Consider the following 22,307-nt stretch of genomic DNA (forward strand, 5'->3'; position numbering starts at 1 on the left):
GATATGGTATTATAGGAAGAAGGGGGAATTTATGCGCTTACAAACGAAGTTGATTTTGCTCATATGTACACTCCTTTTTTCCGTGCTTGCGGTGGCGGCGGCCGTGGTCGAATATATGGTGACGTCGATGATGGAAGACCAGATCGGCACCCGGGCGCTCAAGGTGGCGGAGACGGTGGCGGCCATCCCCGAAATCCGGGAGGCGTTCAAGCTTGCGGATCCGTCGTCCGTTATTCAGCCGCTTGCCGAGCAAATTCGCGAGAAAACAGGCGCTTTGTACTTGGTCATCGGCAACCGCGAAGGCATACGCTACTCCCATCCGCTGCCCGAGCGGATCGGCAAAGAAATGGTCGGCGGCGACAACGGTCCGGTGCTTGAAGGGAAGTCGATCATCTCCAAGGCCGAAGGCTCCATGGGGCCTTCGCTGCGCGGGAAGGTGCCGGTCCGGGCCGGGAACGGGGACGTAATCGGCATCGTATCGGTGGGATTTCTAGTGGACGATATTAACCGTTGGGACGATGTGTATCAGTGGCGGATTTTGCTTATTTCCCTTGCTGCCCTTGTCGTAGCGATGGCGGGAGCCGTGGTGATTGCCAGAGGCGTCCGCCGTTCGATTCACGGTTTGGAGCCGGAAGAAATCGGAACGCTGTATATGGAGAAGAAAGCCATTCTCGAATCGATCCGCGAAGCGATACTCGCGGTGGACCGCAACGGCTTGATCACCTTGGCGAACCAACAGACGCTGCGCATTCTGGGGCTCCCCGATGATACCGAGCTTATCGGCAAGCCGATCCGGGATATCGTCCCGAAGTCCCGGCTGCTCACGGTGATTCGCACCGGCCGGTCCGAATTCGACGTGGAGATGATTATGCACGGTCAGGAGGTTGTTGCGAACCGGGTGCCGGTGTTTAATAGGCAAAATGAAGTCATCGGCGCCGTAGTCAGCTTCCGCAGCAAGTCGGAGGTGTACCGGCTCGCGGAGGAGCTGTCCCAGGTCAAGCGGTTCGCCGAGGGGCTGCGGGCGCAGACCCATGAATATTCCAATAAGCTGTACGTCATCTCCGGGCTTATCCAGCTCGAAATGTATCAAGAGGCCGTCGAGATGATTTCCAAGGAAACGGACGTGCATCAAAATTTCATTCAGTTTATTATGCGGGAAATTCCCGATCCGGTGATCGGAGGATTGTTAATCGGCAAATATAATCGCGCCCACGAGCTCAAAATCAACCTCGAGATCGATCCCGAAACCTCGTTCAAGGATGTGCCGGCCCGGGTGGACAGAGATCTTCTCGTCACCATCATCGGAAATTTAACGGACAATGCCATGGAAGCGCTGCTCGATTATTGTGCCGCCGAGGAGAAGAAGGTTACCTTGTTTCTGAGCGATTACGGAGAAGATCTCATGATCGAATGCGAAGACAACGGTCCCGGCATCCCGGACGAATGGGCGGAGAACATTTTCCAGAAAGGCGTGTCGAGCAAAGAGGGCGAGCACCGGGGCATCGGGCTAGCGTTGGTCAAGCATGCCGTGGATAAGCTCGGCGGCCGGATTCTGCACGAACCGTCGGGAGAGGGCGGTACCGTGTTCTCGGTTGTCATTCCGAAACGGATCGAAGAACCGAAGAAAGGGGAAGAAACTTGAAGGCTGACGCTGCGAATACAACGCCGTCGATCCGCGTGCTGATCATCGAAGACGATGAGCGGATCGCGGAGATTAACCGGCGCTTCGTTGAGAAAGTGCCGGGCTTCGACGTTGTCGGCATAGCGACCGACGAGCCGCAGGCGCTGGAGCTCATGAGCGTGCTGGAGCCGGATCTGGTGCTGCTCGACATTTATTTTCCGGAGACCAGCGGGCTTGAGCTGCTTCGTACGATCGGCCAGCAGCATCGGCAGGCGGACGTCATCATGATTACCGCAGCCAAAGAGGTCGAAGCCGTGCGGGAAGCGATCCGTGGCGGCGTGTTCGATTACATCATGAAGCCGGTGCTATTCAGCAGAATGCAGGAGACGCTGCTGCGGTACGAATCGTTTCACCGGACGATCAAGCAGCTTTGTCAGGCTAACGCTTCGATCAGTCAGGACGAGATCGACCGGCTGCTCCAGGGCAGCGCAAAAAAAGAAGCCCCCGGTCCGGGAGCTCCTCTGCCCAAGGGCATCGACAAGCTGACGCTGGATAAAATCGTCCAAGCGATTTCCGAGGCGAACGCGCCGCTTACCGCGGAAGAAACGGCGAAGCGGGTCGGCGTCAGCCGCTCTACGGCCAGACGCTACCTGGAGCATCTGGCGGAGGAAGGGCAGCTTCGCGCCGATTTGTCTTACGGGGATGTCGGCCGCCCGGAGCGGGTATACTTCCAGAAAAATAAATGAGATAAATAATTTATTCCATTAAATACTTTTCCGTCAAAATCGACAGCAGCTGGATGCCGACTTCATTGTGCCCGCCTTCGGGGATGATGAGGTCGGCATATTTTTTGGACGGCTCGATGAAGGCTTCGTGCATCGGCTTGACCGTCGTCAAATATTGGTCGTACACGGATTGGATCGACCGTCCGCGCTCCTCGATATCGCGCAGCACTCTGCGCAGAATCCGTACGTCCGGATCGGTGTCCACGAATACCTTGATGTCCAGAATGCCGCGCAGGTGCTCGTCCGACAACACGTGGAGCCCCTCGATAATGACGATCTTGTTCGGCTTCAGTTCCACGTTGCGGGTGGTTGAACGCGCATGCTTGGAAAAATCGTAGACGGGCGCAGTCACAACCATTTGTTTTTTAAGCTGCTTCAAATGCTCCAGCAGCAACTCGTTATCGAAGGCGAACGGATGGTCGTAATTGATCGATTCCCGTTCCGTGAAGGATATATGCGAGTGATCCTTGTAATAATTGTCCTGCGAAATAAACGTCACTTTGTCGGATCCGAGCCGGTCGATGACGGAGCGTGCGACCGTCGTTTTGCCCGAACCTGTGCCTCCTGCGATACCGATGATTAACATAAAGGGGAAAATGCCTCCTGCCGCGTAAGATCAAACTTCAATTTTAGTATTGTAGCACAAATGCCCTTGGAACACGAGTCCGGTCGGATGCTGTCACATATTCTTCGGAGCTTTTGGCAAAATAACGCTGTTGCCGAATAGTTCAAGACAAAGGGGCGAGAACGGATGAGTGTACAGACTTTGCAACGACCCGGCACGACGCTTCCGGGGCTGCAAGACAAAGTCGCGGTCGTGACCGGCGCCGGTTCCGGGATCGGCCGCGCCGCCGCCATGGCTCTGGCCAAGCAGGGAGTGAAGGTATGCCTGCTCGATCTGCTGAACGAGCGTACGGAGCAGGTCAAGCAGGAGCTGGCAGCCATGCAGGCGCAGGCGATCACGGTGGACGTGGACGTATCCGATCCGCTGCGGGTGAAGCAAGCGATCGATACGGCGGCGGGAACATGGGGGCGGCTTGACGTCGTCTTTGCCAACGCGGGGATTAACGGCGTGCTGGCGCCGATCGAGGATATGAAGCCGGAAGACTGGGACCATACGCTGTTCGTCAATTTGAAAGGGACGTTTCTGTGGGTGAAATATGCGATTCCTCATATGAAGCAGAAGGGCGGCAGCATCATCGTGACCAGCTCAATCAACGGCAGCCGCGTCTTCTCGAATATCGGGATGTCGGCGTACAGCACGTCCAAGGCGGGCCAGATCGCTTTTGCAAAGATGGCGGCGCTTGAGCTTGCCCGTTATAAAATCCGGGTTAACGCCGTCTGTCCGGGTTCGATCAAAACGCACATTAATCAAAGCACGCATCCGTCGCCCGAGCTGGAGAAAGTCAAGATCAAGGTGGAATATCCGGAGGGCAGCCAGCCCTTGGAGCACGCTCCCGGACAACCGGAGCAGGTGGCGGATTTGGTCGCTTTTCTGGCGTCTGATGCTTCAAGCCACATCACCGGAACGGAGATCTTCATTGACGGGGCAGAGTCGTTGATTTGATGCTCTGGCGACAGGACGATAAAGCCCGAATACCGCAAAGGAGGTAACCAAGTGATCGTAGAAAGCGAGCTGCAAGCCGCCAGGGAGAAGCTCTCCCCATTGCCTGACATCGCGCCTTTGTCGTCTGACGATTTTCGCGATTTGGTAAAACGGAGAGCCGTTTCGGTTTTACATCTGACGCCCGATGAACAGGCATGGGCGACCAACGAAGAGCTGAGAAGAGAAACCGAGCGGCGGCTGCTTGAGAAAATCAACCGGGACAGTAATCTGCTGCCGGTTGATTTTTTAAGCAAAGGGGTGGAAAGAGCGAAGGCGGTCGGCCGCATCATGACTCCGTCCGGGTTGGGAACAGGGTTCCTTATCGATCGGGGAGTGATCATGACGAACAATCACGTGCTTCATGATATCGAGGAGGCCGGACTCAGCTTCATCGAATTCGATTACGAAGAAAACAAGAATGTCATTAAGGTCAAGCTGAAGCCGAGCGAGTTGTTCATAACGGTTAAGGAACTGGACTTTACGATCGTCGCTTGCGAGTCCGCAGGAATTGAGCAAATCACGCCGGTTAAGCTGCTGAGAAGTCCGACCACGATTACGCGCGGCGAATACGTCAACATTATTCAGCACCCCAGAGGCCGGAAAAAAGAAATCGCCTTGCAGGATAATACCGTAAGCTACGTGTACGATAAAGTCATTCATTATTCAACGGATACGGAAGCGGGCTCGTCCGGCGCAGCCGTATTCAATAATAAATGGGAGCTGGTCGCCCTTCACCGCGCCGGCTTGAACGAAACGACGCCGCTTAACGAAGGAGTACGCATTTCTGCTATTGTGAGCAAGCTGATCTCAATGGCCCACAGGGGAGATACCGGAGCCGCCCGCATCACGAGAACGCTGGAGGACCGCTCGCCTTATTTGGGTTATTACGATGTGGCAGGGTTGATCGATAGTCAAGAAGCGCTGCTCGAAGTTGAGGTGCCTTCCTACAAAGGAGACAAGCGATTTGCCGACATCGGGTTTTGGAATATCGAGCACTTTAACAACACCTCGGATAGGCGAAGGATCAAAGACGTAGCACGGGTTGTCGCAAATTTGTCCATGGACGTTCTGGGCTTGGTGGAAGTTGAGAGAGGAGCGCTGGACCGTCTTATTGAAGCTATAAAACAACACAACGGCACGGTGATGAAATATGTTTACCTGGATTCGACCGGCAATCAGGATCTAGCCGTTCTGTATGATACGGCTACGACGGTAGTGGAGCTGAGAGACGATATCAACCGGAAATATTCCGATCTGCTTCATTCCACCGTTGCTAACAAGCCTGCTTTTCCGCAGCAGCGGGAACCGCTGTTCGCTAAATGTACGATCAAGGAAGAAGGCAAGGATGTCGAGTTCCTTATGATCGTCGTTCATCTGAAAGCGATGAGGGACCCCGAAAGCACGGAAAGACGCAAATTGGCGGCGGAAATCATCTCCGTGATCATCGAGGATTTGAAGCGCGACGAAGCGTTTCGGCATCTTCCTATCGTGCTTGGCGGCGATTTGAACGACGATGCGGGCAGTGTCTCTTTATCGCCGATTATGAATTCTCCGTCCTTGGTTACGTTAACGCGTGACGATGCGGATGCCGGTCACATTTCTTATCTGGAAGATCCGTTTTCCTTAATCGACCATATCATCGTGAGCCGGGATATGAATGTCGGGTCCATTCAGCAGGATGATGCGGCTATCGTCAGACTGGACCAAAGCGTGCAGCAGTTTGTAAAAGATATATCCGACCACGCTCCTCTGGTTCTTAGGGTGATTTATCGGGACGAGGAAGCGCTGGCTTTGCCGGGCTTGCTCCCGCGGTTGCCAAGCGTTCAATTCATGGCCGGCAGCACGCTTGAGCGGACGATGCTTAAACTGGAGCTGAACCGCAGTCACCTGGAAAACGAACGGATTTACTATGACGAAGAGAAAGACAGGCTGAGCATCGTAGATTATTACCGTTCCGTCAACCTGCGGTCCGGGAGCGGGGAGGAGCTGTTCCGGGATCTTCATCGTCTTCTGCTTCACTCGCATACGAACGTTTTAGCTTACGACCGAAGCCGGTCCGAGCTGTATTCCTGGGTCGATTTAAGAGAGGACGGAAAGCTTCGGAGTCTCTATTCCAGCCGGGATCTGGATCCCGAGCGTTTGATTCGCGAAGACTATGTATTCGAACAACAGAAGAGGGAGTTTCTTGAAGCATTGCCTCATTTGGAACGGATGAATGCCGAAGAGCTGCAGCACATGTTGGACGAAAAATTCCAATTTAACGTTGAGCATGTCGTTCCTCAGTCCTGGTTCGGCAAACGAAACCCTATGCTCGGCGATATGCACCACCTGTTCGTCTGTGAAGCGGATTGCAACAGCTTTCGAGGAAACGTGCCGTATTTCGATTTTGCCGACTACACGCCCGAAGCGTATCAAGAAACGATTCGAAACGAATGCGGCAAAAGAGGCGGAACGATCAAATTCGAGCCGGAAAACGGAAAAGGCGAGGCGGCGAGAGCCGTGCTCTATTTTCTGCTCCGCTACCCCGGGAAAATCAACGGGAACCAACGGATACGGATCGATATCGAGATGCTGCTTTCATGGCATAGGGAGCATCCGGTGACGATGCATGAGAAGCACCGGAATCGGGCGATATTTGAGCTGCAAGGAAACCGCAATCCCCTCATCGACTTTCCCGAAGCGGCGGATCGAATCCGTTTCGAGCTGGGGCTCTAAGCCGCACCGGCCGGACAGGTAGCGCGGGGAAGCCTTTTATGGTATGCTCGCTTCAAGGTCTAAGCTCCGTTCGGTTCGGAACGTTCGAGGCAATCCGCCGAACAGCTGCCTACGGCTCTGGGAGGGGGAAAGAGCATGAACGAATTTATCAAGATTAAGGAGCTGGAAGGGGATCTGAAAATTTCTCATAAAAAGAGGGATTTCGGACTAACGGTCTCGACCAAAGAACTCGTTTTCCAAAAGCCGCATGTCAATTATCATATCAAGCTTGAAGATATTATCAGCATCCTGCCGTACGAGCCGCCGTCCGGTGCCCGTCCGATTACGTTCCAAAAAAACGGCTCCGCCGGAAGCGAAACCGTCAGTATGCACTCCGGAATGCCGCACTACCGCTTGTACGTGAAAGAAGCGACGGTGCATAACCGCAGCGGCATATTTCGCCTTGACGGCGTACAGTTCGTATTGCCGATTTTGCGCGATTTGCTGCTCGCGATTTCCCAGTACGGCGGCCTTAAGAGCATTACTTGACGGCTTTTCCATATCCGGCCCTGTTGCAAAGCTATGCTGGCAGCAGGGCTTTTTGCGGCGAAAATTGCAAAACCCGCCGGAAACGGAATTCCGCGGGCTTTGCCGAGCGTATTGCCTTTTAAAAAGCCTAGTCCGTCACATAAATAACGTATTCCTTAACCGGCTTTCCGTTTTTAAGCTGGATCAACAGAGAATCGCCATGTCCGGTTCCTTCCAGATACCATACGCCTTTCTTTTTGTACACTATGGCGTTTTCTCCCTGGACTTTGTAGGTATACCCCGAAGCAGAGTATAACTCTCTGACTTCGCCTTTATTCATGTACCAAGGATCTTCATAGTATGCTTGGCTTACTGCCGATGGAGAAGCAGAAGCAGGCTCGGTTGCCGCCATGCTCGCCGTAGGCGAGAGGGCGCTTGCGAAAACGGCTGCGGTAAGACTTAAGACTGCGAATGTTTTTTTCATACGGCGTTCCTCCTGAATTAAATTGTATTTCTATTGCATCATATACCAATTAGTGGGGATGTATGGGTTTATGGAACATCTCGTAGAAAAACGGACATTTCTTGTGAAAAGAATGTCGAATTTCGTATGCTAGTCCTACGGTTCGTTACCTAGTATAATATATAGAATGCATGAGTATCGAAGGAGGAATGACGATGAATTCGTTTGATTTTCATAATCCGACCAAAATCCTGTTCGGCGCGGGCAAGCTGGAGCAGTTGGGCGAGCAAGTAGCTGCCTGCGGCAGCAAAACAGTCCTGCTCGTTTATGGCGGCGGAAGCATCAAAAAGACCGGCTTGTATGACCGCGTCCTCACGCAGCTTGCCGGGGCCGGTGTCCGCACCGTGGAACTGCCCGGCGTCGAGCCGAATCCCCGGGTCACAACGGTGCGCAAGGGAATCGAATTGTGTCGCGCGGAAGGCGTCGACTTAATCCTGGCCGTAGGCGGAGGCAGCGTAATCGACGCAGCCAAGGCCGTTGCCGTCGGCGTCCCGTATGAGGGAGACGTCTGGGATTTTCTGATGCGGAAAGCGAAAATTACGGCAGCGCTGCCGCTCGGCACAGTGCTGACCTTATCGGCAACGGGCTCCGAAATGAACGGCAACGCCGTCATCACCAACTGGGAAGAAAAGCGGAAGAAATCGTTCGCCAGCATCTATGCTTATCCTAAATTTTCCATCCTGGATCCGACGCTGACGTACACGGTGCCTGCGGATCAAACGGTGAACGGGATCGTGGACATGATGTCGCACGTCTTCGAGCAATATTTCAGCCTCACGCCGGATACGCCTCTGCAGGAGCGGCTCTGCGAGTCGATCCTGCAAACGATTATCGAGAACGGCGAACGGGCACTCGCCGAGCCGGAGCAATACGAGGCCCGAGCGAATCTGATGCTGTGCGGCACATATGCGCTGAACGGCGGCATGATCAGCGTCGGCGTGCAGACCGACTGGGCGACGCACGCCATCGAGCACGAGGTGAGCGCAATCTATGATATTGCGCATGCGGCGGGGCTTTCCGTTTTGTTCCCGAACTGGATGAAATATGTGTACGCTAGCCGTCCGGACCGGTTCGTGCAGTTTGCCGTCCGGGTGTGGAACATCGATCCGGCAGGCAAAAGCGACGAAGAAATTGCGTTGGCCGGCATTCAGGCGACGCGGGATTACTTTACGCGCATCGGCGCGCCTGCCCGTTTGGCCGATCTCGGTATCGGGGACAGCGAAATCGGGCGAATGGCGAAGGAAGCCGTCAAGTTCGGTCCGATCGGATCGTTCAAGGTCTTGCATGAGGACGATGTGAAGGCTATTCTGCAGCTAAGCTTATAAGAGGGAAGAAGACTCATCATGAAATCGACGACCTCTGAGCGAATCAACCATACGATCTTTGTGCTGGTCACTTTGCTTTATTGGTGCTCGCTCTATGTTTACGTTCCGATCCTGTCCCCGTACCTCGATCATCTAGGCGCATCTTACACCATGGCCGGGATCGTGCTCGGCAGCTACGGTCTGACGCAGATCGTGCTGCGTCTTCCGCTCGGGATCACGTCCGACCGTTTCAAGAGCCGGAAGCCGTTCATTCTGCTCGGCATGCTCTGCACCGCGTCCAGCTGCCTATGCTTCGCCTTGGGCGAGCAGCTTGGCTGGGCGTTCGCCGGCCGCGTCCTGTCGGGGGTAGGCGCCTCGACGTGGGTAGCTTTTACCGTCATGTATGCCGGATTATACCGTGGCGAACAGGCGACCCGCGCAATGGGCACGATCAGCCTGCTTACTGTCGCCGGGCAGCTTTTCGGCATGAGCATGAGCGGCTACTTGGTCAAATGGGGTGGGTGGAACGCCGCATTTTGGACCGGGGCGATTATCGGTCTGGCTGGTCTGGCGCTTGCTTTCCTGTTGAAGGAGCCGAAGGAGAGCGGCGAACGGGCTGCGATGCGCTTCGCCGACCTTGCGCCGGTGATGAAGGACAAGCTGCTGCTCAAGGTTTCTTCGCTGTCCATTTTGGCGCACAGCGTCTTATTTATTACGATGTTCGGATTTACTCCCTCGTACGCCTTGTCGCTAGGGGCGGACGAAGCCGGGCTGACGCTGCTTGTATTTGCTTTCATGATTCCGCACGCGGTCAGCTCGTTTATGACCGGAAAACGGTTTGCCCCGCGCTTCGGGGCGTGGAACGTCGTGCTGCTCGGCTTTGCGGTCAGCGCCGTATGCTCGGCGGCAACGTCGCTGGTTCCGGGCTTCGGGCTGCTGCTGCTAACGCAGGCGGTTAACGGATTTTTCCAGGGGCTGCATTTCCCGCTGCTCCTGGGGCTCTCGATTCAGCACATTCCGGAACAAAAGAGGGCTACGGCAATGGGACTGTATCAGGCGGTCTACGCCATCGGCATGTTTGCGGGGCCGTTCTTGGCCGGCGGCTTGAACGAGTGGGCGGGACTCAAGAGCGGTTTCTATTTGGCCGGGGTACTCGGGTTGAGCGCCGTGGGCTTGACCTTGTTCTGGTTCAGGCCCCGCCGGCAGCTGAGCGATGCTTCTCAAGCATCGCTCAGCAGATAATGCGTATGAAAAAAGCACCGGAAACGGTGTTTTTTTCATACCCGGCTTGTTTCAAGTAGGGGACTCCAGCCGCTTGCCGCCAACGCCCTTTTATAAAATAGGCTGTCGCATCCTGACGAGAAACCACACTTCTTGCACAAGCCGCGCATCTACTAATACTATCAACTTTAAGGAGAGGTGATTGTATGGCTTGTGGTTGCGGCTGCTCGAGGCGAAAGGGGATGGCCAAGGCGGTGAACCGGAGAACCGGTCAATCGGGGGCGTGCCCCTGTAAAGTAAATAATGCGGGGCTCAGGTTCCGAAGCAGAAGAGGAAATCTGCTGACGTTCGAGGTCGTCTACAGCTCCCAATGCACTCCATGTACAAGCAGCCCCCTCATTACGTTCTTCATTCCAAAAGTATTCCGCGGCAAAGCGCGTATCGTGAAGGTTGATCAAGTACTGGTTACCGTAGCGGCAACCTCTCTGGCCGATTTCGTGCTGGCGGCCAAAGTTCAGAATCGCTGCATCAGACCGTTGTCCGAACGGAAGTGCGTGTTCAAAGTCGTGTCGACTTGCTCGCAAACCAGAAAGCTTCGTATCATTAACGGAAAACGGGTCAGCGATTTCTGCCTGACCTAGATCTCAGTCGGTACAGCCGCGTCCGCGAGCCGGGAAATACAATGAAACGGGCAGGGGAAACCCTGCCCGTTTGTCGTTCCGTCCTGTTTATATAAAGCGTGTGGAAACCGTTCGGCCTTCCTGCACATAAACCCGGGGAACCCGGGCGCCGATGCCGCACACGATCTCATAATGAATCGTATGCGCATGGCTTGCGACATCGGCGGCGGTTACCTTGTCTTCCGGCGTACCAAAAAGCAAAACCTCGTCGCCGAGCTTCGCGTCCGGAATAGAGGTAACGTCAAGCATCAGCTGATCCATGCAGATCGTTCCGGCTATCGGCGCAGACTGCCCGCGTACCGTCGCGGTTCCCTTGTTGGAGAGCGCCCGTGGCATACCGTCTGCGTATCCGATCGGCACCGTGGCAATTTTGGTATCTTTATCGGAGGCAAAGGTGCAGCCGTAGCTGACCGGCTCCAACGCCGGAACGTCCTTGAGCGATACGATTTGCGATTTGAGCCGCATGGCCGGCTTAAGGGGAGCGCCTGCGATCACGCCTCGTACCGAAGGCTTCAAGCCGTACAGTCCGATCCCGACGCGAACCATGTCCAAATGCATATGCGGATAAGCAATCGTTGCCGCGGTGTTGCAGCAATGCCAGAGAGGGACGGAAACACCGGCTTCCTCAAAAGCGCCGCGAAATTCGAGAAACCGGGCAAATTGCAGCTCCGTGTAAGCCGGACTCGGATGATCTGCATTGGCAAAATGCGTAAATGCGCCTTCCAGCGTCACATAAGGGCTCTCGTTCGCACGGCGGGCGAGCCGCAGCGCGGCATCTGCCGACGTAACACCGAGACGGTTCATCCCGGTCTCCATCTTGAGGTGAATCCGGGCTGCCCGGCCCAAGCTTTCCGCTTCGCGCATCACCGCTTCAAGCGCCTCGTCGCGAAACACCGTCAGCGTCACATCGGCCGCAACGGCCTCCCGGATTGCTTCCGGGGGCGTGTAGCCGAGCACAAGGATCGGAGCGGCAATGCCCGCCGACCGCAGACGGAGCGCTTCATCCAGAAAAGCGACCCCGAGGCGGTCCGCACCGGCGCTCAATGCCGTCCTGGCGGTTTCCACCGCGCCGTGGCCGTACCCGTTCGCTTTGACCACCGCCATCCACTGGCAGCCGGGCCGGACAAGCGAATGGAAGTAAGCCGCGTTCGATGCGATGGCATCGAGCGAGATTTCGGCCAGCGTCGGCCGGTGGCTAAAGCTGCCGTCCCAATCGGCGTCGTCCGGCTCGGGCCTAATCGAACGGGGGAGCTCTTCGTGCGGCTCCACAATGCTATCGTTCCTTGTGTGCATGTTGTGCTGCTCCTTCGTGTTGATTTGCGGAATAAATAATAATCTCCCCCAAAGTAGGGGGAGTTTTGCTTAGTTTCGGCTGGATACCGTTTCCAACGCTTTGTGCGCAGGCACATAATCGTAATTCAGATCTTTTGCTACCGCTTCGTACGTGATGGCGCCGCCTGCCGTGGTGAGACCTTTGGTCAAGGCCGGGCTGTCTGCGATCGCTTGCTTCACGCCTTTTCCTGCGATTTGCAGCGCATACGGAATCGTCACGTTCGTCAGTGCGATGGTGGAGGTGTTCGGAACCGCCCCCGGCATATTGGCTACCGCATAATGGACCACGCCGTGCTTGACATACGTAGGCGCATCGTGGGTCGTGATGCGGTCAACCGTGGCGAAGATGCCGCCCTGATCGATCGCGACATCGACAACGACGGAGCCTGGCGACATGCTGCGCACCATATCTTCGCTAACCAGCTTAGGCGCTTTGGCCCCTGGAATGAGCACCGCTCCGATGACGAGATCGGATTGACGGACCGCTTCGGCAATGTTATAAGGATTGGACATCAGCGTCTGAATTTGCGGACCGAATTGGTCGTCAAGCTGACGGAGCCGGTCTGCGCTCAAATCGATCACCGTCACATCCGCGCCTAAGCCGACAGCGATTTTGGCCGCGTTCGTGCCGACTACGCCGCCGCCGATGACCGTGACTTTCGCCCGCTGTACTCCGGGGACGCCCGCAAGCAGCACGCCTTTTCCGCCATAAGGCTTCTCCAGGAACTGCGCTCCGATTTGCGTCGCCATCCGGCCGGCAACTTCGCTCATCGGAGTCAAAAGCGGCAGCGTACGGTTGACTTCAACCGTTTCGTAAGCAATGGAAACGACACCTGATTTCGTCAAGGCCGCGGCCAATTCCGCATCGGCGGCCAAGTGCAGGTAGGTGAACAAGATCAAGCCTTCCCGGAAATAACCGTATTCGGAAGCAAGAGGTTCTTTGACCTTCATGATCATTTGGGATTTTTCCCAAACCTCTTGTGCGGCATCGGCCATCAGGGCTCCGGCTGCTGCATATTGCTCGTCCGTGAAGCCGCTGCCAAGGCCTGCTCCTTTTTCAATATACACGCTATGGCCCGCCTGTACAACGGTGGATACGCCCGCAGGCGTAATGGCTACGCGGTTTTCATTGTTTTTAATTTCTTTGGGTACGCCGATAATCATTATTGCCATCTCCCTCGATAATGTGGTTGGATCGTTTCGGTAAGCTGAGTATATCGAACAAATCCGGCGGTTTTCTTCGTGAAACGAGCTGAAAAGAATTGGATGCGTTTGTGTTTTTTCACAAAACGTAAGCGTTTTCGCAGGTGGGACGGGCACGTTTGTGCAAAGTAACAAATCGGCGCAATCATTTTTGAGTAACAAGACAAATGCAGACGGGAACGAGTGTGCTACGATTTAGACATCAATTCGTCACAAAAGCGAATGTAAGCGCATACCGTGTGCCGCGTGCAAGTTTTTGGTAAAATAGTAAGCACAGTCGTTTTCGCCGGGGCGAATCGGCTTGCGGCAGATTCATAAGGAGGGAAGCAACAGACAGAAGCAAGTCTCTATCCTTAAAGGCAAGAAGTTATGCACGTATAAGCCTGGAAACTAACTATCGGAGGAGATTTTTTGTGAAAAACAACAATGAATTGAAACGGGGACTGGAGCAAAAGCACATTACATTAATGTCGCTTGGCGCAGCAATCGGCGTCGGCTTGTTTTTGGGCTCCGCATCGGCAATCAAGGTGGCCGGTCCTGCGATTCTGATCGGATACATGATCGGCGGGCTTGCGATGTTCTTCATCATGCGGGCACTGGGGGAGATGGCCGTTCAGAAGCCGGTGGCGGGCTCGTTCAGCCGTTACGCTCGAGACTACATGAGCCCTGTGTTCGGCTTCTTGACCGGATGGAACTATTGGTTTATCTGGGTCGTGACGTGCATGGCCGAAATTACCGCCGTCGGGATTTATATGGAGTACTGGTTCCCGGGCATTCCGAGATGGATTTGGGCATTGGCCGCGCTGGTCATCATGAGTCTGGTCAACCTGATTGCCGTCCGAGCGTACGGCGAGCTGGAATTTTGGTTTGCGCTCATTAAAATCATCACCATCATCTTCATGATCGTGGTCGGCGTCGGCATGATCGTATTCGGTCTGGGGAACGGGGGCGTCGCGGTCGGAATCAGCAACTTGTGGAGCCACGGAGGTTTCTTTGCAAATGGCTGGTCGGGTGTGCTGCTTGCGATGCAAATGATCATGTTCGCTTATCTTGGAATCGAGATGATCGGAGTAACGGCGGGGGAAGTCAAAGACCCAGCGAAAGCGCTCACACGGGCGATTGACAACGTATTCTGGCGCATTCTCATTTTCTATGTCGGCGCGCTGTTCGTCATCATGTCGATTTATCCGTGGACGGAAATCGGTCTCAAAGGCAGCCCGTTCGTCATGACCTTCGAGAAGCTGGGCATTCCTTACGCCGCCGGCATCATCAACTTCGTCGTGCTGACCGCCGCGCTTTCGTCCTGCAACAGCGGCATTTTCAGCAACGGCCGCATGCTGTACAATTTGGCGCAGCAAGGGGAGGCGCCCGCAAGCTTCGAGAAGCTGTCCCGTTCGGGCGTACCGTCCCGCGCGATTATTGTCTCTGCTTTCTTCCTGCTGATCGGCGTCGTGCTCAACTACATCGTTCCGGAAAAAGCGTTCACCATGGTGACCAGTATCGCTACGTTTGCTGTCATTTGGGTGTGGGCTGTCATATTGATCTCGCAAATCCGCTTCCGCAAGAAGCTTTCGGCCGATCAAGCCTCCAAATTGATCTACAAAATGCCGTTTGCGCCTTACAGCTCTTACGTCGTTCTCGCATTCCTTGTGTTCGTGGTTGGGATTATGGCTTACACCCCGGATACCCGGATTGCGCTGGTGGTCGGTCCGATCTGGTATGCGATCCTGCTCGTGGTTTATTTCGTGAAAAAGAAAAAAAGCGCCTCTCCGGCCGGATCGAACGGCATGGAGAGACGCGTAGACGACGGTGCCACACAGGTATAGTCAAAGGGATACGAATGGATCAGGAGGACATGAGCTTATTGGTCTTTAGATCAATGTAAAGCGCAACCTTCTGATCCATGCTTTTTAAGTCGATCTCGCCGATTTCGGCAATCCGGGACAAGCGGTAGTTCATCGTATTGGTGTGGATATGAAGCGCGGCAGCGGCCTCCTTGGCGTTGCTGTCGTGCGTCAGAAACGTCTCCAGCGTATCCAGCAGATTCGTATGATGGTCGCGGTCATACTCTTTAAGCCGCTGCAAGTGGCGGTTCACCATCCGGTGGGACTGCTTGTATTCATAAATAGGGGGCAGAAACCGGTAAAAGCCCAGATCTTCGTAGTGGTGAATTTTCGTTTGATTCGGGAACAGCTTCTTCAGCCGCAACAGCGTGAGCGCTTCGCGGTAGCTCGTCTCGACCTTGCCGTATTCTTCGTACAGAGAGCCGCAGGCTGCGGCCATCGCGGATACGCGAAACCGATCCTGCATCTGCTTGGCAAAATGATTGATAAAGCTGCTGGCATGCTCTTTCCAGGACGTCGATTCGGAAGGGGAAGCGAGCAGGATGAAGTGGTGGTGATCCGCCGCATGGCATACGACGGAGATGCGCTGCGTCACCGACATCAAATAGCGGATTTGCTGGAGCCGATGATCATCGATCGATTCGGGAAATTCGAACACCATGACGTAAAAAGCGGGGGGCAGCGTCAAATGGATTTGAGCCGCTTTGTCCCGGACCGCCGCTTCGGTAGTCAGGTGCCCCGTAAGCAGCTGCCAGAAAAACTCCTGATAGCCTTCCTCCTGCTTGCGTTTGCGCGTTTGAATCTGCAGCAGCTTTTGTTTGGCCGTTTGCGCGGCCTTTTTTAATTGCTGCATGCCGTTATCGTCGATGGGCTGCTCTACCTCAAGCGCCCATATATATCCGAGAACTTCCTCATCTTTGCGAATGGCGACGGCAACGCGGTCCCCGAGACCGATATCCGTAATGGAAGCGATCCGGACCGGTTCGTCGGACTTCATGAGCTGCGGAATAACCCCTTGCCTCCATAAGCTTTGCACAACCTTCTCGGGCACCCGCCGGCCGATAATGGTCGCGATGCGGGCTTCGTCCGTCTGCCGGTCGTGCGCGCTATAGGCGACAAGCCGATGGTTGGCGTCTTCAATCGTAACCGGGCAGCGAAGCACCTCGCTGATGGTTTCGGCTAACGTTTCCAGACTGTCGAAATGCTGATCGAAGGGCCCTTTTTCGGCGGTCATGCTTCATTTCTCCTTTTTAAAGTTTCGGGTGGCAGCGGTACCATTTTAACTATAAACAAATTTTTTTGTCATGGGAATCCCCCGGAGGGGATCAAAATTTAACTGCATCGTGATATAATGGACGAACACCTATTCTCATGGAAAGGGATTTACTATGTCGCTTCGTCAGCTTGTAATCATTGTAGGAATTACCGTGCTTGGCATCGCTGCGGCCTATATGGCGCAAATTCCGGTCGTGTTCGGCTTTTCGGCAGGGCTGCTGGCTCTTATTTTGATTTCGCTCCGCAGCGGAATTGGAGGAAAAGAGCTTGGTGCCGGGATCCTGGAAGGGGTTCGCCGCACTAAGGAAGTCGTCTGGCTTCTTCTGCTTGTCGGCATGATTCTGCCTTGTTGGGCGATCAGCGGGACGTTGGACGAGCTGATTCAATGGGCGCTTGCCGTCGTGCAGCCGCAGTATGCGCTGACCTTTTCGTTTCTGATCTGCGCGTCCGTATCCATGATTCTCGGGACCTCGACGGGTACGCTAAGCGCGGTCGGCGTTCCGCTCATCGGCATGGCGATCCATGTGGGCGTTCCGCTGCCGTACGTCGCCGGGGCTGTTGTCTCCGGCATCTTTGTCGGCGACCGGACGTCGCCTTTTTCCAGCGCGCATCAGTTGATCGCGGCTTCGACCGAAACGTCCATCCCGCTGCAGTGGCGGGCGATGGCTCCGACCTCGGCGCTTGCCGTGCTCGTCTCGCTGGCCTTTTACGGATGGCTTGATCTGCGGACGGCGAAGAGTCCGGTAGAGCCGCCGGCCAGCCTCATACCTTCCGATCTGGGAGAATCGCTCGTGCTGCTGATCCCGATTCTCGTCCTTCTCGGTTCGATCGTGCTGCGGCTGAAGACGAAATACGGATTTCTGCTCTCCATTGCCGCCGCTATTATTGTAGGAAGCCTGCAAAAAGGGGTGGGGCCGGCCGCTTGGCTGCAAGCGATGTGGAGCGGGGCGGAGCATTCGATTGTTGAAGGCAAGGGATTGCTGAGCATGGTCAGTCTCGTCTCGCTTATTGTGCTGGCCGGGGCGTTCAACGGCATTCTGGAACGGTCGAACATGATCGGCGCGTACATCGAGCGGATGATGGGGGACTTGCCTTCGCTCGCTTCCGCCACATGGCGTACGGGAGCGTTCGGCTTCGTCCTTTGTCTGATTTCCTGCACGCAGACGCTGCCGATTATCATGTCCGGCCGCAACATTTTGCCCCTATGGAGCCGCCGGTTCAGCTCTGCGCACCTTTCGCGCGTCATCGCCGATACGAGCGCCGTGCTGGCCGCCGCCGTACCGTGGAATTTGCTGGCCGTGCTGTGCAGTACGTTTGTCGGAGTGCCGGTGGAGCAGTATTTGCCATTTGCGATTTTTTTGTGGAGCCTGCCGCTTTGCACTTATTTATATTCCGGTTATCTGGATCGTGCGAAAGTCCGCGTTCAAGCCTGAGACATCAGGCTTTTTGTTTATAAATCCTGCGAGAGACGCACCATATCGATGACCTGCATTCCGTTCTCATAAATCGGCTCCTCATAATGCCGGATGAAAAAGTCTCTGTCGATCCAGGTCATGCGGAAGCCGCATTTCTGATACAGCGCGAGCTGACCGATGCTTGAATTGCCGGTGCCGATTTCTATCGTTTTGTAGCCTAGCTGTCTCGCGGTCTCAATCGCGTGGTTCACCAGCTTTTTACCTATGCCTTGGCCTTGGTGGCGCTCGTCAACGGCAATATTGACGATTTCCACCGTGTCGGGTCTGGTAGGCAGAAGAACGTATACCCCGAGAATGAATTTCCCCGCTTGGGCGACATAGCATTGGCCTCTTTCAATATATTCTTCAACCAGCCTCGGGGAAGGGTCGGCTAATAACAGCAAATCCATTGGAGGCTGTTCATGGGATGCCAGTTTTACAATTTCCATACGATCACTCCTAGAAAGTTAAAAAATAGCAGTTTCTTCACATAAACAATTCGGTAAGCTTCTGCCCGGTTCCTTCTTTTTGCTCATAATTGGTTGAAAGCATCCGCATACTAACCAATAAACATGGCTCATGAGGCAAAAGGAGAACTTATGACGGGACCGAATACGGATCGAAAAATGGAAAATACATTGGAGCACCGGTATATTCCGATCACTTCCGTCAACAGCGGAGCATTGCAGACGGTGGCGGAGCGGGTCTCTTGCTTGACAATTCAAGTGGTTAACGTATGCTTCATCGGGAACCGCGAACCGGTCGACGGATGGGTCCTCGTTGATGCGGGAATGCCGGAGTCGGCCGGGACGATCCAACAAGCCGTTCGGGAGCAATTCGGAGAACACAGCAAACCGAAGGCGATCGTGCTGACTCACGGTCATTTCGACCATGTGGGCGCCGCTGTCGAGCTGGCGGAGGCCTGGGAGGTACCGGTATACGCCCACGAGCTGGAGCTGCCGTATGTAACCGGGCGGCAAAGCTACCCGGACCCCGACGCGTCCGTTGAAGGGGGGCTGCTCGCCAAGCTGTCCCCCTTATTTCCAAACGAGCCGGTCAATTTGGGCAAGCATGTCCGGGCGCTTCCCTCCGACGGCACCGTTCCGGGACTGCCGGAGTGGCGTTGGATATCTACGCCAGGTCATTCGCCGGGCCATGTGTCGCTGTTCCGGGAGGACGACCGCACGCTGATCGCCGGCGACGCTTTCGTCACGGTACGGCAGGATTCCTTGTTTAAGGTTGTTTTGCAATATGAAGAGATTTGTGGCCCGCCCCGCTATTTTACGACAGATTGGAAGGCGGCCAAGGAATCCGTGCAGAGACTGGAGGCGTTGAAGCCCGCGGCCGCCGTAACGGGGCACGGGGTGCCGGTCTTCGGCGACGAGCTTGCCCAAGGGCTCGCCAAGCTGGCCGGACAATTCGACCATCTGGCGGTTCCGGATTACGGACGCTATGTCGACCGTACGCATTAGCGTACACATATAGCTGCAAAGATCGCATTGAACCGTCCTCAGATAAAGGAACGGCAAAGAGAAAAGCAATAGGTCTTACACTGCCTTATTTAGGATCAAGAGAGCCCATTCCCTTGCAAATTGGAATTTATTAACTTCCAAACTAGGGTGATGGGTTTATTTATTTTTTTCGGACTGACATATCGTTAAGCTGCCGTGCAGGATAGTTTAAATATAAGAGAATTCTACATTTTGAGAAACAGCGATAACTTGTAGACTGGTGTTGATACAAAAATCTATACAAAGTAGGATGAGATGTGGATTATCGCGAAGATGGAAGTGCCATATGGAAAACGATCGTTAGAAAGCTTCGTGCGGCCGGTTGTGTTTTTGCTGAGGATGAGGCCCGGTTGCTTATGTCTTCTTCAAAGAATACTGCCGAACTAGCCGAACTGGCGGATCGCAGAGTTGCTGGTTTTCCCCTTGAGCACATTATCGGATGGGCGGATTTCTGTGGTTTGCGGATTGAGTTGGATCCCGGAATTTTCGTACCCCGACAACGAACCGAGTTTTTAGTGCGACAGGCCGTGGCGCTCACACGACCAGGAGACGTAGTCGTTGACCTGTGCTGTGGTTCTGGGGCTGTGGGCGCGGCGCTTGTCGCTTCGATGGAGTGTATCGAATTGCACGCGGTTGATATCGACCCTGCTGCAGTACAATGCGCCCGTCGTAATATTCAGTTAGGCAAGGGCTTTGTGTATGAAGGGGATCTATACGATCCAATACCTGTTCAACATTATAACCGCGTCAATGTTATTATAGCCAATGCCCCATACGTACCTACCGAGGCCATAAAATTCATGCCAACGGAAGCCCGCGTCCACGAGGCAAGGATTGCGCTTGATGGAGGAGTTGATGGACTTGACGTCCAACGAAGAATAGTAGCTGAAGCTCCTCACTGGCTTACAAAGGGAGGCTTTCTGCTAGTCGAAACTAGCGAGAAGCAGGCGCCGTTGACTGCCGAACTCTTTGCTCAATACGGATTAATTCCAAAATGGGTTCGTTCCGAAGAACAGGACGCTAACGTTATCATTGGAATCCGAACAGACCAAGACTAAGTTAAGAAGAAAGTTGCTTCACTAACGAAGTCGATAGCAGTATGACGAGCAGGCTGCCGGGAATCATTGGCAGCCTGCTCAACTATCTCGAATCGATGTCCTTCATTCAGGAGCAGCTTGGTCAATACGGCACCCTCGATATGATATAGTTTTCTTATTCAGGACCATGAGTTCGCCTTAGGCCGCTGTCTTTTTGGCTTTAACCGGAAGAATGCTATGATCATCGAGTGTCTTACAAGGAATTATGTCTTTCCACGAAGAAGTTATGTAATTGGTTCGCTGACAACAGGAAGAGTGGGGGGGGAAACCATGACGGAAGAAGAGGCAAAGCGGCTGCTGATGCTGCACAGTTTCTCAATTGATGAGGCGATCGACCATCCGAAAGGTCAAACCGGATTTCTGATGTCGCTGCGCCCGTACCGCGGCTTGATGGAAGAGAATTTGCATGAGGTCATGTATGCTCTGTACATCCTGCAAAAGAAGCTTGGACCGGACGCCCCGCATCTGGATCGGGATATTGTCACCGCCGTGTGGGGGATGTGCCACTTAAGCCGGGCTTGGGGCGTTCATCCGGACGGCATGCTCCGTTCCAACCGGTTGATCTCGGACGAAGAAGTGTGCCGCTTGGAGGAGTGGATCGATATGATTTCGTATGCGTTCCTGAACCTGTTGGAAGGAAATGCGGAGGAGGCGTTCTTCGAATACTTGGAAAGCTATGGCGCATTCCGAGAGCCGAAGCTTGAAGAGGAAGGGGACTGTGATGCCTGACAATGATATACCGTACGGATTGCCCGAGGCGCAATTTCTGCAAACGGAAGAGCGCGGCTCGGGCTTGGGGGGATATCCAACCCGAAATTAAGCTTTAAAACGGCATTTCAACAGATAAACCTCGTCGTATGTTTTGATTAATTGTTCAGGGTCTGGTTTGAATATCATCACGCCCTGCTCCTTCTTTCGTATGATCGCGCTTAAGGTCATGGGCTCGTCCGGTACGATCATCTCTTGACTGCCAATGATCGAGCCCGACATGGAGGAAATATAGGCTTCTTTAGGTATGGAACCCTTACTGGAAGAGAAGCTGCCTCCGTCCCGCACCGAAACAATCCACATTTGCTCCTTATCGTTTACGTTGGTCAGGCTCCAGTACAGCTTATTCTCACGCTTGGGCCTGATACTTGTCCCCATCGATGCCATAGTTTCCTTAAACGCTCCGTTCACGTAATGCTCCACCCAGCAATCGATCTGGGTCATACTCTCGTCATCCGTTTGAAACTGATAAATAAATAAATTGTCCGTACCTGCTGCGCTTTGGATCGACGTATATTCGCCATCCGTCATTGGAATATAGCTTATCGTATTTGCTTTTTCAGTCGGAGAAGCATTGGCATTCGGGCTTGTATTCGCCGGCTTCGCAGGCTGCCTCTTCGGTGTGTCATGCCAGATCCCGGCCGCAAAGGCAAGCGCAAACAAACAGGCGAGCATTACTTTTATTTTCATAAAGATAAGACCTCCAAAAATGTACTTGAAAACGGAACGTTCCAGCACCAATATACCACGATTTGGTTATTTGTACCAATTGTGCAGCAAGTCGCTTGCCGGCTTGAATTAAAGACAATTTAAAGATTTGTCTCTAAATATCCGGTAGCGCTATGATGATATTGAAATCGT

At 54.2% G+C, this 22,307-nt stretch carries 20 protein-coding genes; 13 read left to right on the forward strand and 7 right to left on the reverse strand.

What is annotated here, in order from left to right; genetic code table 11:
• Positions 1 to 31: 31 nt before the first annotated feature.
• Together PEH01S_RS14755 and PEH01S_RS14760 are read left to right on the forward strand one after the other, a co-directional pair.
• On the forward strand, positions 32 to 1,642 hold the full coding sequence (locus tag PEH01S_RS14755; RefSeq protein WP_127486314.1) for an ATP-binding protein: 1,611 nt from the start codon (positions 32 to 34) through the stop codon (positions 1,640 to 1,642).
• The gene (locus tag PEH01S_RS14760) at positions 1,639 to 2,367 is read left to right on the forward strand and encodes a response regulator (RefSeq protein WP_036712635.1); all 729 of its coding nucleotides are present in this window, start codon (positions 1,639 to 1,641) and stop codon (positions 2,365 to 2,367) included. The genes PEH01S_RS14755 and PEH01S_RS14760 overlap by 4 nt, the downstream gene beginning before the upstream one ends.
• A 10-nt stretch (positions 2,368 to 2,377) precedes the next feature.
• On the opposite strand, the gene udk is transcribed toward PEH01S_RS14760, so the two are convergent.
• The gene (gene udk, locus PEH01S_RS14765; protein WP_025845786.1) at positions 2,378 to 2,992 is read right to left on the reverse strand and encodes a uridine kinase; all 615 of its coding nucleotides are present in this window, start codon (positions 2,990 to 2,992) and stop codon (positions 2,378 to 2,380) included.
• 165 nt (positions 2,993 to 3,157) lie between these two features.
• Here udk and PEH01S_RS14770 point away from each other — a divergent pair, with 165 nt between their 5' ends.
• The 3 genes from PEH01S_RS14770 to PEH01S_RS14780 all read left to right on the forward strand — a co-directional run bounded on the left by PEH01S_RS14770 (position 3,158) and on the right by PEH01S_RS14780 (position 7,255).
• Positions 3,158 to 3,973 carry an SDR family oxidoreductase gene (locus PEH01S_RS14770; protein WP_127486316.1) on the forward strand — a complete coding sequence of 272 codons (816 nt, stop codon included), beginning with the start codon at positions 3,158 to 3,160 and terminating at the stop codon, positions 3,971 to 3,973.
• Positions 3,974 to 4,024: 51 nt separating this feature from the next.
• Positions 4,025 to 6,727, forward strand: coding sequence for an endonuclease (locus tag PEH01S_RS14775; protein WP_127486318.1), 2,703 nt, complete (start codon positions 4,025 to 4,027; stop codon positions 6,725 to 6,727).
• A gap of 135 nt (positions 6,728 to 6,862) precedes the next feature.
• A complete protein-coding gene (locus PEH01S_RS14780; RefSeq protein ID WP_127486321.1) occupies positions 6,863 to 7,255 on the forward strand; it encodes a hypothetical protein in 393 nt (130 codons plus the stop codon).
• 127 nt (positions 7,256 to 7,382) lie between these two features.
• On the opposite strand, the gene PEH01S_RS14785 is transcribed toward PEH01S_RS14780, so the two are convergent.
• Positions 7,383 to 7,718 carry a hypothetical protein gene (locus PEH01S_RS14785; RefSeq protein ID WP_025845780.1) on the reverse strand — a complete coding sequence of 112 codons (336 nt, stop codon included), beginning with the start codon at positions 7,716 to 7,718 and terminating at the stop codon, positions 7,383 to 7,385.
• 194 nt (positions 7,719 to 7,912) lie between these two features.
• Between PEH01S_RS14785 and PEH01S_RS14790 the strand changes: the two genes are divergently transcribed.
• The 3 genes from PEH01S_RS14790 (at position 7,913) to PEH01S_RS14800 (ending at position 10,923) form a co-directional block, all read left to right on the forward strand.
• Positions 7,913 to 9,082, forward strand: a complete 1,170-nt coding sequence (locus PEH01S_RS14790) for an iron-containing alcohol dehydrogenase (RefSeq protein ID WP_025845778.1) — start codon at positions 7,913 to 7,915, stop codon at positions 9,080 to 9,082.
• Positions 9,083 to 9,100: 18 nt separating this feature from the next.
• Positions 9,101 to 10,303 (forward strand): MFS transporter, encoded by a 1,203-nt coding sequence (locus tag PEH01S_RS14795; RefSeq protein WP_127486323.1) that lies wholly within the window; start codon positions 9,101 to 9,103, stop codon positions 10,301 to 10,303.
• A gap of 221 nt (positions 10,304 to 10,524) precedes the next feature.
• Entirely contained in the window at positions 10,525 to 10,923 is a 399-nt protein-coding gene (locus PEH01S_RS14800) for a hypothetical protein (RefSeq protein ID WP_025845774.1), read from the forward strand.
• An 87-nt stretch (positions 10,924 to 11,010) separates the two neighbouring features.
• Here the strand turns inward: PEH01S_RS14800 and alr are convergent, their stop codons facing one another.
• Positions 11,011 to 12,255 carry an alanine racemase gene (gene alr / locus PEH01S_RS14805; RefSeq protein ID WP_127486326.1) on the reverse strand — a complete coding sequence of 415 codons (1,245 nt, stop codon included), beginning with the start codon at positions 12,253 to 12,255 and terminating at the stop codon, positions 11,011 to 11,013.
• A gap of 69 nt (positions 12,256 to 12,324) precedes the next feature.
• Entirely contained in the window at positions 12,325 to 13,458 is a 1,134-nt protein-coding gene (gene ald / locus PEH01S_RS14810; protein WP_025845770.1) for an alanine dehydrogenase, read from the reverse strand.
• 452 nt (positions 13,459 to 13,910) lie between these two features.
• Here ald and PEH01S_RS14815 point away from each other — a divergent pair, with 452 nt between their 5' ends.
• Positions 13,911 to 15,323: an amino acid permease gene (locus tag PEH01S_RS14815; protein ID WP_025845769.1), complete on the forward strand. Its 1,413-nt coding sequence runs from the start codon at positions 13,911 to 13,913 to the stop codon at positions 15,321 to 15,323.
• A gap of 19 nt (positions 15,324 to 15,342) precedes the next feature.
• Here PEH01S_RS14815 and PEH01S_RS14820 read toward each other — a convergent pair whose 3' ends face one another.
• Complete coding sequence (locus tag PEH01S_RS14820) at positions 15,343 to 16,575, reverse strand: PucR family transcriptional regulator (RefSeq protein ID WP_025845768.1); 1,233 nt, start codon at positions 16,573 to 16,575, stop codon at positions 15,343 to 15,345.
• A 154-nt stretch (positions 16,576 to 16,729) separates the two neighbouring features.
• Between PEH01S_RS14820 and PEH01S_RS14825 the strand changes: the two genes are divergently transcribed.
• A complete protein-coding gene (locus PEH01S_RS14825) occupies positions 16,730 to 18,049 on the forward strand; it encodes a Na+/H+ antiporter NhaC family protein (RefSeq protein WP_127486328.1) in 1,320 nt (439 codons plus the stop codon).
• Between the two features lie 17 nt (positions 18,050 to 18,066).
• On the opposite strand, the gene PEH01S_RS14830 is transcribed toward PEH01S_RS14825, so the two are convergent.
• Positions 18,067 to 18,519: a GNAT family N-acetyltransferase gene (locus PEH01S_RS14830; RefSeq protein ID WP_127486330.1), complete on the reverse strand. Its 453-nt coding sequence runs from the start codon at positions 18,517 to 18,519 to the stop codon at positions 18,067 to 18,069.
• A gap of 150 nt (positions 18,520 to 18,669) precedes the next feature.
• On the opposite strand from PEH01S_RS14830, the gene PEH01S_RS14835 reads away from it, so the two are divergent.
• From PEH01S_RS14835 to PEH01S_RS14845, 3 genes are all read left to right on the forward strand, one after another.
• Entirely contained in the window at positions 18,670 to 19,542 is an 873-nt protein-coding gene (locus tag PEH01S_RS14835; RefSeq protein ID WP_127486332.1) for an MBL fold metallo-hydrolase, read from the forward strand.
• A gap of 296 nt (positions 19,543 to 19,838) precedes the next feature.
• The gene (locus PEH01S_RS14840) at positions 19,839 to 20,639 is read left to right on the forward strand and encodes a putative protein N(5)-glutamine methyltransferase (protein ID WP_127486334.1); all 801 of its coding nucleotides are present in this window, start codon (positions 19,839 to 19,841) and stop codon (positions 20,637 to 20,639) included.
• A 309-nt stretch (positions 20,640 to 20,948) separates the two neighbouring features.
• A complete protein-coding gene (locus PEH01S_RS14845) occupies positions 20,949 to 21,407 on the forward strand; it encodes a hypothetical protein (protein WP_127486336.1) in 459 nt (152 codons plus the stop codon).
• An 87-nt stretch (positions 21,408 to 21,494) separates the two neighbouring features.
• On the opposite strand, the gene PEH01S_RS14850 is transcribed toward PEH01S_RS14845, so the two are convergent.
• Entirely contained in the window at positions 21,495 to 22,136 is a 642-nt protein-coding gene (locus PEH01S_RS14850) for a hypothetical protein (RefSeq protein WP_025845757.1), read from the reverse strand.
• Between the last annotated feature and the right edge of the window lie 171 nt (positions 22,137 to 22,307).

Source organism: Paenibacillus ehimensis NBRC 15659, from assembly GCF_004000785.1.
GTDB lineage: Bacteria > Bacillota > Bacilli > Paenibacillales > NBRC-103111 > Paenibacillus_G > Paenibacillus_G ehimensis.